The organism is Pseudomonas bharatica (genome assembly GCF_048586865.1).
GTDB lineage: Bacteria > Pseudomonadota > Gammaproteobacteria > Pseudomonadales > Pseudomonadaceae > Aquipseudomonas > Aquipseudomonas bharatica.
The window spans coordinates 12,589-27,469 of record NZ_JBMAWR010000035.1 but is presented as its reverse complement, the minus strand read 5'-3'; the positions used below and the strand labels follow the sequence as shown (position 1 = coordinate 27,469).

The 14,881-nt window shown below is 65.1% G+C and carries 13 protein-coding genes; 9 read left to right on the top strand and 4 right to left on the bottom strand.

The window, feature by feature from the left end; all coding sequences use genetic code 11:
• Positions 1 to 33: 33 nt before the first annotated feature.
• From ACKLLE_RS25785 to gap, 3 genes are all read right to left on the bottom strand, one after another.
• Positions 34 to 993 (bottom strand): FecR family protein, encoded by a 960-nt coding sequence (locus ACKLLE_RS25785; protein ID WP_420059427.1) that lies wholly within the window; start codon positions 991 to 993, stop codon positions 34 to 36.
• Positions 994 to 1,071: 78 nt separating this feature from the next.
• The gene (locus tag ACKLLE_RS25780; protein WP_009398286.1) at positions 1,072 to 1,590 is read right to left on the bottom strand and encodes an RNA polymerase sigma factor; all 519 of its coding nucleotides are present in this window, start codon (positions 1,588 to 1,590) and stop codon (positions 1,072 to 1,074) included.
• A gap of 126 nt (positions 1,591 to 1,716) precedes the next feature.
• A complete protein-coding gene (gene gap / locus ACKLLE_RS25775; protein WP_420059426.1) occupies positions 1,717 to 2,718 on the bottom strand; it encodes a type I glyceraldehyde-3-phosphate dehydrogenase in 1,002 nt (333 codons plus the stop codon).
• A 221-nt stretch (positions 2,719 to 2,939) separates the two neighbouring features.
• On the opposite strand from gap, the gene edd reads away from it, so the two are divergent.
• From edd to ACKLLE_RS25730, 9 genes are all read left to right on the top strand, one after another.
• Positions 2,940 to 4,766, top strand: coding sequence for a phosphogluconate dehydratase (gene edd, locus ACKLLE_RS25770; protein ID WP_064301661.1), 1,827 nt, complete (start codon positions 2,940 to 2,942; stop codon positions 4,764 to 4,766).
• Complete coding sequence (locus ACKLLE_RS25765; RefSeq protein WP_420059425.1) at positions 4,763 to 5,734, top strand: glucokinase; 972 nt, start codon at positions 4,763 to 4,765, stop codon at positions 5,732 to 5,734. Before edd ends, ACKLLE_RS25765 begins: the two co-directional genes overlap by 4 nt.
• 28 nt (positions 5,735 to 5,762) lie before the next feature.
• The gene (locus ACKLLE_RS25760; RefSeq protein ID WP_009398290.1) at positions 5,763 to 6,473 is read left to right on the top strand and encodes a response regulator; all 711 of its coding nucleotides are present in this window, start codon (positions 5,763 to 5,765) and stop codon (positions 6,471 to 6,473) included.
• Between the two features lie 19 nt (positions 6,474 to 6,492).
• Positions 6,493 to 7,908, top strand: coding sequence for an ATP-binding protein (locus ACKLLE_RS25755; protein WP_167654026.1), 1,416 nt, complete (start codon positions 6,493 to 6,495; stop codon positions 7,906 to 7,908).
• A gap of 171 nt (positions 7,909 to 8,079) precedes the next feature.
• Positions 8,080 to 9,345, top strand: a complete 1,266-nt coding sequence (locus tag ACKLLE_RS25750) for an ABC transporter substrate-binding protein (RefSeq protein ID WP_064301664.1) — start codon at positions 8,080 to 8,082, stop codon at positions 9,343 to 9,345.
• Between the two features lie 171 nt (positions 9,346 to 9,516).
• Entirely contained in the window at positions 9,517 to 10,425 is a 909-nt protein-coding gene (locus ACKLLE_RS25745) for a carbohydrate ABC transporter permease (protein ID WP_420059424.1), read from the top strand.
• The gene (locus ACKLLE_RS25740; RefSeq protein WP_009398300.1) at positions 10,418 to 11,251 is read left to right on the top strand and encodes a carbohydrate ABC transporter permease; all 834 of its coding nucleotides are present in this window, start codon (positions 10,418 to 10,420) and stop codon (positions 11,249 to 11,251) included. Before ACKLLE_RS25745 ends, ACKLLE_RS25740 begins: the two co-directional genes overlap by 8 nt.
• 3 nt (positions 11,252 to 11,254) lie before the next feature.
• Positions 11,255 to 12,409, top strand: a complete 1,155-nt coding sequence (locus ACKLLE_RS25735; protein ID WP_009398302.1) for an ABC transporter ATP-binding protein — start codon at positions 11,255 to 11,257, stop codon at positions 12,407 to 12,409.
• A 63-nt stretch (positions 12,410 to 12,472) separates the two neighbouring features.
• Positions 12,473 to 13,780 (top strand): carbohydrate porin, encoded by a 1,308-nt coding sequence (locus ACKLLE_RS25730; protein ID WP_420059423.1) that lies wholly within the window; start codon positions 12,473 to 12,475, stop codon positions 13,778 to 13,780.
• An 84-nt stretch (positions 13,781 to 13,864) separates the two neighbouring features.
• Here the strand turns inward: ACKLLE_RS25730 and ACKLLE_RS25725 are convergent, their stop codons facing one another.
• Positions 13,865 to 14,725 carry a MurR/RpiR family transcriptional regulator gene (locus ACKLLE_RS25725; protein ID WP_205884576.1) on the bottom strand — a complete coding sequence of 287 codons (861 nt, stop codon included), beginning with the start codon at positions 14,723 to 14,725 and terminating at the stop codon, positions 13,865 to 13,867.
• Between the last annotated feature and the right edge of the window lie 156 nt (positions 14,726 to 14,881).

The window sequence follows — 14,881 nt, the reverse complement described above, 5'->3', positions numbered from 1 at the left end:
GACCTCAGGGGATCGCGTAAAAAAACCTTCGACTCAGTTGATAATCACCACGGCTGGCAATTCCCGCACTTGCGAAGAGGTGATGTGGGCCAGGGCGCGCACGGCTTCCAGCGGCTGGTCGAGGCGGTAGTTGCCAGTCACCGCCACCTGCTCCAGCCTGTGGTTGGTATTGATGATCCAGCCGGGGTAGTAGCGGCGCAGCTCGGCCAGCACCTCGCTGAACGGGCAGTTTTCGAAGATCAGCCGACCCTGGACCCAGGCCAGGTCCTTCTGCAGGTCGGCGCGCTGCCGTTCGCCGAAACCGTCGGGGCCGACCCGGATGCTTTCGCCGCTGGTGAGGCGGATGCGCTGGTCCTGGCTGGCGAGCACATCGACATCGCCGCGCTGTACCCGCACCAGCGCTTCGCCATCGAGGTAGCGCACCGCGAAATCACTGTCGCGCACGCTGGCGCGCAGCGGCCCGGCTTGCAGTTCGAAGGGCTGGTCAAGCCCGCCGGGGATTTCGAAATAGGCCTCGCCCTGGTACAGCCGAGCGACCCGCTGGCGCGCATCGACAGCGCTGGAAAAGGCCGAATCGGTGTTGAGCAGTACCCTTGAGCCGTCGTTCAGTTCGACCCGCTGGCGCTCGCCGACCACGGTCAGGTGATCGGCCTGCAGGCGCACGGGCAGGTTCCCGGCGGTCAGGACACCCACCAGCAACACCGCTGCAACGGACAGCGGCTTCCAGTGCGGGCGCAGGCGTGCCAGAGGCGAGGCCTTGCGTTTTCGCTGCAGCTCACCGGCCGCCTGGCGCACGGCACCGCCGTTCCACAGCGCTTCGGCATCGACATAGGCCTGGGCGTTGTCCGGGCTGGCTTGCAGCCAGGCTTCGAAGGCGCGGGTGTCGTCATCGCTGGGGCATTGCAGGCGGATCAGCCAGTCCAGGGCCTCGTCCATGGCCTGGTCGCGGGCAGTCGCATGCGGCGCGGGGCGCTGATGGGCGGGTTCGGTCACGGAGGGTCCTTGGGGCGTGGCGGCTGTCTTGTCGTGGGCGTCATGATCGCGGCAAACGCAAGGGCAGGCAAGGAACCTTCAGTTGCCGTCGAGCCGATCGGCGACGCCCATGCAGATCGCCATGATCAGTTTCAGTTCCTTCTGCACCGTGCTGGCGGAGACCTTCAGTTGCTCGGCGATCTCCAGGTAGCTGGCGCCATGCAGCCGGCTGAGGATGAAGATGCGCTGCTGGCGCGGGGTCAGTTGCGCCAGCGAGCCGCTCAGGCGCTTGAGCAGCTTTTGCGCGTGGGCGGCGTCTTCGGCGCTGCTGACCGGCGCCGCGACATTGTGCAGGATCTGCTCCGGCACATCGTCCACCAGCGTACGGGCCTGGACCCGGCGCGCACGCAGATGGTCCAGCGCCAGGTTGCGCGCAGTCTGGAAGACGAACGGTTCAAGGTGCTCGATGGGACGCTCGCCCAGTGCCCGGGTGACCCGCAGGTAGGTTTCCTGCAGCAGGTCCTCGGCGGTGCTGGGGTTGTCCACCATGCGCTGCAGCGTACGCAACAGGGTCACCCGTTGGGCGAGAAAAACGGTGTTGAAGTGAGAGTGGCTCACGGGAATACCCGACCGGAATTTGCTAATGATATTGATTGTCATTAACGGCTTCGGTCAAGCGGTAAGTAGCACGGCGCTGGCGGGCAGTGCCTGGGATGCCCGCCGGCCAAACGCCGAAAGCCCCGTCTAGCGGGCGTTCCACAGTGCCAGGCAGTTATCCAGCATGCGGTTGCAGAAGCCCCATTCGTTGTCGTACCAGGCCATCACCTTCAGCAATTTCCCGCTGGCTTTGGTGTGATTGGCATCGAAGATCGACGACAACGGGTTGTGGTTGAAGTCGCAGGACACCAGCGGCAGATCGTTGTAGCCGAGGATTTTCGAACCGCGACTGGCTTCCTTGAACAGCGCATTGACGTCCTCGGCCGTGGTCGGCCGGGCGAGGGTGACGGTCAGGTCCACCAGCGACACATTGATCACCGGCACCCGTACCGCCATGCCGGTGAGCTTGCCGGCCAGTTCCGGCAGGACCAGGCCCACCGCCTCGGCGGCCCCGGTTTTGCTCGGGATCATCGATTGGGTCGCGGCGCGGGCGCGGTAGGGATCGCTGTGGTAACCATCGGTCAGGCTCTGGTCGTTGGTATAGGCGTGTATGGTGGTCATCAGGCCCTGCTCGATGCCCAGCTCGCGGTGCAGCACCTGGGCCACGGGGGCCAGGCAGTTGGTGGTGCAGGAGGCATTGGAAATGATCTGGTGCGAGGCGCGCAGGATGTCGTGGTTGACGCCATGGACTACAGTGGCATCCGCGCCCTTGGCCGGCGCCGAGATGATCACCTTGCGCGCTCCGGCGGTAATATGCGCCGCTGCCTTGGTGCGATCGGTAAACAGCCCGGTGCATTCGAACACCACATCGACACCCTCGGCCCGCCACGGCAGTTCCGCCGGGTTGCGGATGGCGCTGACGGCAATGCGGTCGCCGTTGACTGTCAGGCTCTCCTGGTCGAAGGACACCTCGGCGGCAAAATGGCCGTGGACGCTGTCGTAGCGGAGCAGGTGGGCATTGATGGCGCTGTCGCCCAGATCGTTGATGGCGACGACCTGCAGGTCGCGGCGGTAGCCTTGGGTATAGAGTGCGCGCAGCAGGTTGCGGCCGATGCGGCCGAAGCCGTTGATTGCAATCCGGATAGTCATGGCACCACCTCGCGTACTGTACGGAATTTTGTTGTTGTAATTACAAGATTAATCGGAAACAGATAGAAAACAAGCGTAGCTGCTGGCAATATTTTGTTCGAATTACCACGTCGAGCGATCCAGTCCTTTTCTACCGGCACTTGGCCTGAGCGTAGGCGCAATCGTTTGGAAGGGAAAATCGCCAGAGCGTCGCCACCACCGTTTAGCCTGGAGTCGAGTTCATGCATCCGCGTATTGTCGAGGTCACCGAGCGGTTGATCGCCCGCAGCCGTCCCACCCGTGAACGCTACCTGCAACTGATCCGCGGCGCCGCCAGCGACGGCCCGATGCGTGCCCGCCTGCAATGCGCCAACTTCGCCCATGCCGTGGCCGGCTGCGGCGCCGATGACAAGCAGACCCTGCGCCTGACCAATTCGGCCAACGTCGCCATCGTCTCCGCCTACAACGACCTGCTCTCCGCCCACCAGCCCTACGAGCACTACCCCGAGCAGATCAAGCAGGCCCTGCGCGACATAGGCTCGGTCGGCCAGTTCGCCGGTGGGGTGCCGGCCATGTGCGACGGTGTCACCCAGGGTGAACCGGGTATGGAGATCGGCATCGCTAGCCGCGAGGTGATCGCCATGTCCACCGCCGTGGCGCTGTCGCACAACCTGTTCGATGCGGCGCTGATGCTCGGCATCTGCGACAAGATCGTCCCCGGCCTGATGATGGGCGCACTGCGCTTCGGTCACCTGCCGATGCTGTTCGTCCCCGGTGGCCCGATGCCCTCGGGCATTTCCAACAAGGAAAAGGCCGAGGTGCGCCAGCTCTACGCCGAAGGCAAGGCCAGCCGCGAACAGTTGCTGGAGTCGGAGATGAAGTCCTACCACAGCCCCGGCACCTGTACCTTCTATGGCACCGCCAATACCAACCAGTTGCTCATGGAAGTGATGGGCCTGCACCTGCCGGGTGCGTCCTTCGTCAATCCCTATACGCCGCTGCGCGATGCCCTGACCGTGGCGGCCGCGCAGCAGGTCACACGGCTGACCAAGGCCAGCGGCAACTTCATGCCGATCGGCGAAATCGTCGACGAAAAGGTGATCGTCAACTCGGTGGTGGCCCTGCACGCCACCGGCGGCTCCACCAACCACACCCTGCATATCCCGGCCATCGCCCAGGCCGCCGGAATCCAGTTGACCTGGCAGGACATGGCCGATCTTTCCGAAGTGGTTCCGACCCTTTGCCACGTCTATCCGAACGGCAAGGCCGATATCAACCACTTCCAGGCGGCCGGGGGCATGGCCTTCCTGATCCGCGAGCTGCTCGATGCCGGCCTGCTGCACGAGGACGTCAACACCGTGGCCGGTCGAGGCCTGCGCCGCTACGTCGAGGAACCCTTCCTCGATGGCGACGCGCTGGTGTGGCGCGAGGGGCCGCGGCAAAGCCTCGACGAGTCGATCCTGCGCCCGGTGGCCCGGCCGTTCTCCGCCGAAGGCGGACTGCGGGTGATGGAGGGCAACCTGGGCCGGGGCGTAATGAAGGTCTCGGCCGTGGCTCCGGAGCACCAGGTGGTCGAGGCGCCGGCGCGGGTCTTCCACGACCAGCAGGCGTTGGCCGATGCCTTCAAGGCCGGTGAGCTGGAGCGCGACTTCGTCGCCGTGATGCGCTTCCAGGGCCCGCGCTGCAACGGCATGCCCGAGCTGCACAAGATGACGCCGTTCCTTGGCGTGCTGCAGGACCGCGGCTTCAAGGTCGCGCTGGTCACCGACGGGCGCATGTCCGGTGCCTCGGGCAAGATCCCGGCGGCCATCCATGTCTGCCCCGAGGCCTATGACGGCGGGCCGCTGGCCCGGGTGCGCGACGGCGATATCGTGCGCGTCGATGGCGCCACCGGCAGCCTGCTGGTACGGGTGCCGGACGATGAACTGGCCGCCCGCGAGGTCCCGCCTGCGCCACTGGGCAATGACCTCGGCTGTGGCCGCGAGCTGTTCGGTTTCATGCGCCAGGCCTTCAGCCCGGCGGAGAAGGGCGCGAGTGCCTTCACCCAGGCGCTGGAGGGGTGCAAATGAGCGTTTCGCTGGTAGGCGATATCGGCGGGACCAACGCCCGTTTCGCCCTGTGGCGCGACGATGCCCTGCATGCCGTGCAGGTATTCCAGGCAGCGGACTACAGCAGCCCGGAACAGGCCATCGGCGTTTACCTGGAGGGCCAGGGCATTGCCCGTGGCGAGCTGCAGGCGGTGTGCCTGGCGGTGGCCGGACCGGTGTCGGGCGAGGAGTTCCGCTTTACCAACAGTCACTGGCGGATCAACCGCAGCATTTTCTGCGCTGCCTTGCAGGTCGAGCACCTGCTGCTGATCAACGATTTCTCCGCCATGGCCCTGGGCATGACCCGCCTGCAACCGCACGAGCGGATCAGTGTTTGCGCCGGCGAGGCCGACCTGAGCCGCCCAGCGCTGATCATCGGCCCCGGCACCGGCCTTGGTGTGGCCAGCCTGCTGCGTCTGGAAGAGGGGCGCTGGCTGGCCGTGCCAGGCGAGGGCGGGCATGTCGACCTGCCGGTCAACGACGCCCGCGAGGCAGCAATTCGCCAGGCCATCGCCGAACATACCGGGCACGTCAGTGCCGAGACCGTATTGAGCGGTGGCGGACTTTTGCGCTTGTACCACGCCATCTGCAGCCTCGACGGCCACGCGCCGACCCTGGCGACGCCCGCTGCCATCACCGAAGCCGCGCTGTCGGGCGAGCCGGTGGCGCTGGCGGTGATCGAGCAGTTCTGCCGCTTTCTCGGCCGGGTCGCCGGCAATGATGTGCTGACCCTCGGCGGGCGCGGCGGGGTGTATATCGTCGGCGGCGTGGTGCCGCGTTTCAGCCGACTTTTCCTGCGCAGCGGCTTTGCCGAAAGCTTTGCTGACAAAGGCTGCATGAGCGGCTATTTCCAGGGCATCCCGGTGTGGCTGGTGACCGCCGAATTCTCCGGGCTGCTGGGTGCCGGCGTGGCATTGCAGCAAGCGCTGGCGGGAACCTCCGGGGCTTGATTCCCGGTCAAGGACAAGGACCTCTTTCGTGAGCAAGTCGATTCTGCTGGTGGATGACGACCAGGACATCCGTGAACTGCTGGACGCCTACCTGAGCCGCTGCGGTTTCCAGGTGCGCGCCGTGGCCGACGGCCAGGCGTTTCGCCAGGCGCTGGATGCCGAGGGCAGCGACCTGGTGATCCTCGATGTGATGCTGCCCGACGAGGACGGTTTCAGCCTGTGCCGCTGGGTGCGCGAGCATCCGCGCCAGGCCCGCGTGCCGATCATCATGCTGACCGCCAGCTCCGACGAGGCCGATCGGGTGATCGGCCTGGAGCTGGGGGCCGACGACTACCTCGGCAAGCCCTTCAGCCCGCGCGAACTACAGGCGCGGATCAAGGCGCTGTTGCGCCGGGCCGGGTTCCAGGCCCCTGGCGGCGAGGTGCTGGCCTTCGATGAGTGGCGCCTGGATACCGTCAGCCATCGCCTGTTCCATCGCGACGGCGAGGAGGTGATTCTGTCGGGCGCCGACTTCGCCCTGCTCAAGCTTTTCCTCGATCATCCGCAACAGATTCTCGACCGCGACACCATCGGCAATGCCACGCGCGGACGCGAGCCGATGCCACTGGATCGCATCGTCGATATGGCGGTCAGCCGTCTGCGCCAGCGCCTGCGCGACACCGGCAAGCCGCCGCGGCTGATCCGGACCGTGCGGGGCAGCGGTTACCTGCTGGCGGCCAGTGTTGCTGCGTCGCACTGAGCGCCGTCGGCGCCTGCCGCTGCCGCGTTCGCTGCTGGGGCGGATGCTGCTGCTGACCTTGCTGGTGGTGCTGCTGGCCCAGGGCCTGTCGAGCCTGATCTGGCTGTCGCAACTGCGTGCCAGCCAGCGCGAGGGGCTGGTCGCCAGTGCGCGAAGCCTGGCGCATTCGATGAGCGCCAGTGTCAGCTACTTCCGCTCGCTGCCCCTGGCCTATCGACCGCTGGTGCTGGACCAGTTGCGCAGCATGGGCGGCACGCGCTTCTTCGTCTCACTCAACGATCGCCCGCTGGACATGCAGGTGCTGCCCAGCACGCCGCGCAAGGAGGCGGTCATCGCCGCGGTGGACGAAGTGCTGCGCCAGCGCCTGGGCGAGATGCGCATTTCGGTGGAGTTCGTCAGCCCGCAGGACCTGCGGATTTTCAACAGTGGCCTGAAGCTCGACGAACTGCCGCGTTCCTGGGCGCATTACGCGCTCACGCTGGAGCCGGTGGAGCCGCCGGTGCTGGTCACCCAGATCCGCCTGGCCGAGGGCGAGTGGCTGTATATCGCCTCGCTGCTGCCCGAGCCCTACACCACCCTCGAAGATGAAGGGCTGCCGCGTCAGCAGGTGCTGTTCATCGGTTTCACCGGTTTCTTCCTGCTGCTGTTCATCGGCCTGCTGGTCCACTGGCAGAGCAGGCCGCTCAAGCGCCTGGCCCTGGCGGCGCGGGAAATGTCCCTCGGCGCGGACGTGGCGCCGGTGGTGGAGGGCGGCGGCAGCGAGGTGGAGGAAGTGGCGCGCGCCTTCAATGCCATGCGCGAGCGCATCAGCCGCTATCTCACCGAGCGCAGCCAATTGTTCAGCGCGATTTCCCACGACCTGCGTACGCCGATCACGCGCTTGCGCTTGCGCGTCGAGCTGCTGGAGGACGAGCAGGTGCAGGCGAAGTTCGGACGGGATCTGGACGAACTGGAGATGCTGGTGAAAGGCGCGCTGCAATGCGTGAAGGACACGGATATCCACGAAAACATCGAAGCCATCGATCTCAACCAGGTGCTGGAATGCCTGGTCGAGCCTTACCTTGCCAGCGGCCGGGTGACCATCCGAGGGCATGCCGAAGCGGCCTACCCGGGCAAGCCGCTGGCGTTGCGCCGCTGTATCGGCAACCTGATCGACAACGCGTTGAAATATGGCGAGCGGGCGCACCTGCGGATCATCGATAGCGAGGACAGCTTCGTTCTGCATGTGGACGACGAAGGCCCCGGGGTGCCGGCGCAACAGCTGGAACAGGTGTTCGAACCGCATTTCCGCCTGGCCGGGAAGCAGCAGGGGTATGGCCTGGGCCTGGGGATTGCCAGGAATATTGCCCATAGCCATGGCGGGGAGGTGAGTTTGAGGAATCTCCGGGAGGGTGGGTTGCGGGTGACCCTGAGCCTGCCCCGGTATCTTGATTGATCTCCCGGGTCTCATCGCTGGCAAGCCAGCTCCCACCCTGTGGGAGCTGGCTTGCCAGCGATGAGATCAGCGCCAATGTCACTGCCTGGTGACATTCCCGCATCCCTTCGTTACCTCCGCCTTCCACCCCCTGATTAGACTCCAGTGAAAACAACAAAAAGGCTTCTCCCGATGAATGCGCTTACCCGTCTCGCCGCCGTCGTTTCCCTGGCCTCGCTGTTTCCCCTCGCTGCCCACGCCGCCGATAATCCCGGTACCGTCGATGTCCTGCATTGGTGGACGTCCGGCGGTGAAGCCAAGGCCGTGGAAACCCTCAAGCAACAAGTGCAGAAGGACGGCTTCGTGTGGAAGGACAATGCCGTCGCCGGTGGCGGTGGTGCTGCCGCCATGACCGTGCTGAAAACCCGCGCCATTTCCGGCAACCCGCCTTCCGCTGCGCAGATCAAGGGCCCGGATATCCAGGAGTGGGGCGCCCTCGGCCTGCTCACCGAACTGGATGACGTGGCCGCCGCCAACAAGTGGGACGACCTGCTGCCCAGGCAGGTCGCCGATATCATGAAATACGACGGCCACTATGTCGCAGTGCCGGTGAACATCCACCGGGTCAACTGGCTGTGGATCAACCCGCAGGTGTTCGACAAGGCCGGAGCCAAGGTGCCGACCACCCTCGACGAGCTCTTCGCCGCCGCCGACAAGCTCAAGGCCGCCGGTTTCATTCCCCTGGCCCACGGCGGCCAGCCCTGGCAGGACAGCACGGTGTTCGAAGACCTGGTGCTGAGCATCCTCGGGCCCAAGGGCTACCACGCCGCCTTCGTCGACCTCGACGAGAAGACCCTGACCGGGCCGCAGATGACCGAGGCCTTCGCCACCCTCAAGCGCCTCGGCACCTACATGGACCCCAACCGCGCCGGGCGCGACTGGAACATCGCCGCCGCCGAGGTCATCAACGGCAAGGCCGGCATGCAGATCATGGGCGACTGGGCCAAGAGCGAGTGGAGCGCTGCCGGCAAGGTGGCTGGCAAGGACTACCAGTGCGTGGCCTTCCCCGGGACCCAGGGCAGCTTCGCCTACAACATCGACTCGCTGGCGATGTTCAAGCTCAAGGACGCCAACGACATCAAGGCGCAGAACGACCTGGCCAAGGTCGCCCTGGAGCCGGAGTTCCAGACCGTGTTCAACCAGAACAAGGGCTCGCTGCCGGTGCGCCAGGACATGGACATGAGCAAGTTCGACGCCTGCACGCAGAAATCGGCGGCGGACTTCAAGGAAGCGGCCAAGGGCGACGGCCTGCAACCGAGCATGGCGCACAACATGGCCACGACCCTGGCGGTGCAGGGCGCCATCTTCGATGTGGTGACCAACTTCCTCAACGATCCCCAGGCCGAGCCGGCGACGGCGGTGAAGCAGCTCAACGCGGCGATCAAGGCGGCCAGGTAGTACGAATATCGATCAAGCGGCGCGGTCTTGTGGGAGCGGGTTTACCCGCGATTACGATAGTGAATTCACCAACGCAATCGCGGGTGAACCCGCTCCCACAAGGTCCCGGCTAGATCAATAAGTCATGTGCTGTTCCTTGGGCTGGCTTGTTCACACCGGAGATCCCCGATCATGACCACTGCAATCGCCCAGCGGCGAGCCTCCCCCCTGGACGCCCTCCAGCGCTGGCTGCCCAAACTGGTCCTGGCCCCGAGCATGCTCATCGTGCTGGTGGGCTTCTATGGCTACATCCTCTGGACCTTCATCCTGTCGTTCACCAACTCCAGCTTCATGCCCAGCTACAAATGGGTCGGGCTGGCCCAGTACGCGCGGTTGATGGACAACGACCGCTGGTGGGTGGCGAGCAAGAACCTGCTGGTGTTCGGCGGGCTGTTCATCGCCATCAGCCTGGCCGTCGGAGTGCTGCTGGCCGTGCTGCTGGATCAGCGCATCCGTCGCGAGGGCTTTATCCGCACCATCTACCTGTACCCCATGGCGCTGTCGATGATCGTCACCGGCACCGCCTGGAAATGGCTGCTCAATCCCGGCCTGGGCCTGGACAAGCTGCTGCGCGACTGGGGCTGGGAGGGCTTTCGCTTCGACTGGCTGGTAGACCCGGACCGCGTCGTCTACTGCCTGGTGATCGCTGCCGTGTGGCAGGCCTCGGGCTTTGTCATGGCGCTGTTCCTGGCCGGGCTGCGCGGCGTCGATTCGTCCATCGTGCGTGCCGCCCAGGTCGATGGCGCGAGCCTGCCGGTCATCTACCTGCGCATCGTCCTGCCGAGCCTGCGCCCGGTGTTCTTCAGTGCGCTGATGATCCTTGCCCACATCGCGATCAAGAGCTTCGACCTGGTGGCGGCCATGACCGCCGGCGGCCCGGGCTACGCCTCCGACCTGCCGGCGATGTTCATGTACTCCTTCACCTTCAGCCGCGGTCAGATGGGCATGGGCTCGGCCAGCGCGATCCTGATGCTGGGCGTGATCCTGGCGATCCTGGTGCCGTACCTGTATTCGGAACTGCGAGGCAAGCGCCATGACTAGCCCATCGCTGCGCCTGAGCCGCATCGCCATCTACACCACCCTGCTGGCCGCCTGCGCCCTGTACCTGGTGCCGCTGCTGGTCATGCTGCTGACCAGTTTCAAGACCCCCGAGGACATCCGCGCCGGCAACCTGCTGAGCTGGCCGCAGGTGATCACCGGGATCGGCTGGATCAAGGCCTGGGACACGGTGGGCGGCTATTTCTGGAACTCGGTGAAGATCACCGTGCCGGCGGTATTGATCTCCACCTTGCTCGGCGCGCTCAACGGCTACGTCCTGTCGATGTGGCGCTTCCGCGGTTCGCAGCTGTTCTTCGGCCTGCTCCTGTTCGGCTGTTTCCTGCCGTTCCAGACCGTGCTGCTGCCGGCCTCCTTCACCCTGGGCAAGCTCGGCCTGGCCAGCACCACCACCGGCCTGGTGCTGGTGCATATCGTCTACGGCCTGGCCTTCACCACGCTGTTCTTCCGCAACTACTACTGCAGCGTGCCCCAGGCCCTGGTGCAGGCGGCGCGGCTGGACGGCGCGGGGTTCTTCACCATCTTCGGGCGGATCCTCCTGCCCATGTCGGTGCCGATCATCATGGTCTGCCTGATCTGGCAGTTCACCCAGATCTGGAACGACTTCCTCTTCGGCGTGGTGTTCGCCAGCGGCGACGCCCAACCGATCACCGTGGCCCTGAACAACCTGGTCAACACCAGCACCGGGGTCAAGGAATACAACGTCGACATGGCCGCCGCGATGATCGCCGGCCTGCCGACCCTGCTGGTCTATGTCCTTGCGGGCAAATACTTCCTGCGCGGGCTGACGGCCGGCGCGGTCAAGGGGTGAAGCATGGCAACGCTGGAACTGCGCAACGTCAACAAAAGCTACGGCAGCGGTCTGCCGGATACCTTGAAGAACATCGAACTGAAGATCGATTCCGGGGAATTCCTGATCCTCGTCGGGCCCTCCGGCTGCGGCAAATCCACGCTGATGAACTGCATTGCCGGCCTTGAGCAGATCAGCGGCGGGGCGATCCTGGTGGATGAGGCCGATATCAGCGGCATGAGCCCGAAGGATCGGGATATCGCCATGGTCTTCCAGTCCTACGCGTTGTACCCGACCATGAACGTGCGCGACAACATCGCCTTCGGCCTGAAGATCCGCAAGATGCCGGCGGCGGCCATCGACGAGGAAGTGGCGCGGGTCGCGCGGCTGTTGCAGATCGAGCACTTGCTGGCGCGCAAGCCCGGCCAGCTGTCCGGCGGCCAGCAGCAGCGCGTGGCCATGGGCCGGGCGCTGGCGCGGCGGCCGAAGATCTACCTGTTCGACGAACCCTTGTCGAACCTCGATGCCAAGCTGCGGGTGGAGATGCGCACCGAGATCAAGCTGATGCACCAGCGCCTGAAGACCACCACGGTGTACGTCACCCACGACCAGATCGAGGCCATGACCCTGGGCGACAAGGTGGCGGTGATGAAGGACGGCCTGATCCAGCAGTTCGGTACGCCGCAGCAGATCTACAACGACCCGGCCAACCTGTTCGTCGCCAGCTTCATCGGCTCGCCGCCGATGAACTTCATTCCATTGCGCCTGCAGCGGCGCGAAGGGCGCCTGCAGGCGCTGCTCGACAGCGGCCAGGCACGCTGCGAGCTGCCGTTGGGCTTGAGCGAGGCCGGGCTGGAGGATCGCGACGTGATCCTCGGCATTCGCCCGGAACAGATCAGCCTGGCGCCCGGCGAAGGCAACGGCATGCCGAGCATCCGCGCCGAGGTGCAGATCACCGAGCCCACCGGGCCGGACCTGCTGGTGTTCGTCACCCTCAACCAGACCAAGGTCTGCTGCCGCCTGGCGCCGGATGTTCCGGCGCGGGTCGGTGACAGCCTGACCCTGCAATTCGATCCTGCCCGGGTGCTGCTGTTCGACGCTGCCAGCGGCGAACGCCTGGGTGCGATCGGCAACCCGCCCGCGAGCAAGGGCAACGTGGCGCAGTTCAAAGGGCGTTGAGCCTTGAACTTCGCCTGCCGTGCATGAATCACCATCGATAACAAGAAAACGAGGAAACAACGGATGGAGTACTTCAAGCGCATTTCAGGATTGACCCCGCTGGCCCTGCTGGTGGCGGTGGCGAGCAACCCGGCGCTGGCCGCCGGGGCCTTCGAGTCGTCGTCGAAATGGATGACCGGCGACTGGGGCGGGGCCCGTACCGAGCTGCTGGACAAGGGCTACGACTTCACCCTCGACTATGTCGGCGAGGCGGCGACCAACCTGCACGGCGGCTACAACGACGACCGCACCGCACGCTACAGCGACCAGTTCGCCCTGGGCATGAAGCTGGATCTGCAAAAGATCCTTGGCTGGCACGATGCCGAGTTCAAGCTGGCAATCACCGAGCGCAGCGGGCGCAATCTGTCCAACGACCGGATCAGCGATCCGCGCGCCGGGCAGTTCAGCTCGGTGCAGGAGGTCTGGGGCCGTGGCCAGACCTGGCGGCTGACGCAGATGTGGATCAAGCAGAAATACTTCGATGGCGCCCTCGACGTGAAGGTCGGGCGCTTCGGTGAAGGCGAGGACTTCAACAGCTTCCCCTGCGATTTCCAGAACCTGGCGTTCTGTGGTTCGCAGGTGGGCAACTGGGTGGGCGGCATCTGGTACAACTGGCCGGTCAGCCAGTGGGCGATGCGGGTCAAGTACAACATCACGCCGGAGTTCTTCGCCCAGGTCGGGGTGTTCGAACAGAACCCGTCGAACCTGGAAACCGGCAACGGCTTCAAGCTCAGCGGCAGCGGGACCAAGGGCATGATCCTGCCTGTCGAGCTGGTCTGGTCGCCGCAGGTCAGCGGGCTGCCGGGCGAGTACCGCCTGGGGTACTACTACAGCACCGCCAAGGCCGACGACATCAGCGACCCTGACCGTACCCATTCGAGCAAGCATGGCTGGTGGGTGGTGGCGCAGCAGCAGGTCACCGCGCACAAGGGGGACGCCAATCGCGGGCTGAGCCTGTTCGCCAACTTCACCGTGCACGACAGGGACACCAACGTGGTCGACAACTACCAGCAGGTGGGCCTGGTCTACAAGGGCGCGTTCGACGGGCGGCCCAAGGACGACATCGGCTTTGGCGTGGCGCGGATCCACGTCAACGACGACGTGAAGAAACGGGCCGAGCTGATCAACGCCGGCAACGGCATCGATGACTACGACAACCCGGCCTTCGTGCCGATCCAGCGCAGCGAGTACAACGCCGAGCTGTATTACGGTTTCCACGTCACCGACTGGCTGACCGTGCGGCCGAACCTGCAATACATCAAGAGTCCGGGTGGGGTGGACGAGGTCGACAACGCGCTGGTGGCGGGGATCAAGGTGCAGAGCTCGTTCTGAGGCAACCTTGTAGTAAGTTTACAAACTTACAAAGGCTGACGCGGCCCCTGTGGGATCGCGTCGTAGCTTGAAGCAGATTCCGGATCAGCCCAGCTCATCATCCAGCGGATACCGGCTGGCATTCAGGCTTTCCTTGATCTTGCGCAGGTGCGGCTGGAAGTCCGCGCCGCGGCGCAGGGTCATGCCGGTGGCGAGCACATCCAGCACGGTCAACTGGATGATCCGCGAGGTCATCGGCATGTAGATGTCGGTGTCTTCCGGCAGCGGAATGTTCAGGCTCAGGCTGCTGGCCCGGGCCAGGGGCGAGTTGGCGGCGGTCAGGGCCAGTACCGAGGCGCCGTTGTCGCGCGCCAGTTGCGCCACTTCCACCAGTTCCCGGGTGCGTCCGGTATAGGAAATGATCACGAACAGCTCACCGGTATGCGCCACGGACGCCAGCATGCGCTGCATCAGGACATCGGCATGGGCGGAAACCGCGAGGTTGAAGCGGAAGAACTTGTGCTGGGCATCCAGCGCCACCGGCGCCGAGGCGCCGAGGCCGAAGAAATGGATCTGCCGGGCCTGGATCAGCATGTCCACGGCGCGGCTGATCAGCGCCGGGTCGAGCTGCTGCCAGGCGCTGTCGAGGGAGGCGATGGTGCTGCCGAAGATTTTCTGGGTAAAGGCCGCCGGATCGTCGTCAGGCTCCACCGCGCGGCTGACGTAGGCTGCACCGCTGGCCAGGCTTTGCGCCAGTTGCAGCTTGAGTTCCGGGTAGCCGCTGACGCCGAAGGAGCGGCAGAAGCGATTGACCGTCGGCTCGCTGACCTTGGCCGCCTGGGCCAGTGCGGCGATGCTGAAGCGGGTGGCCTGCTGCGGGGCGGCAAGGATGACTTCGGCGACTTTGCGTTCGGCCTTGTTCAGCTCGTCGAGACGGCCCTGGATCTGCTCCAGAAGATTGCGCACGCGGTCCATTGGGGTTCCTTCGGTCGGGGGTGCGGCCCGTTCGCGCAAGCAGGGGCCGGGTTTACAGGGTCTGTATCCTACTGATGGCAGGGTAGACCTACCACTTGTATCTGTCTTGCAGGTCAGATGTTGTTGTTATTACTACATTCGCTCTTG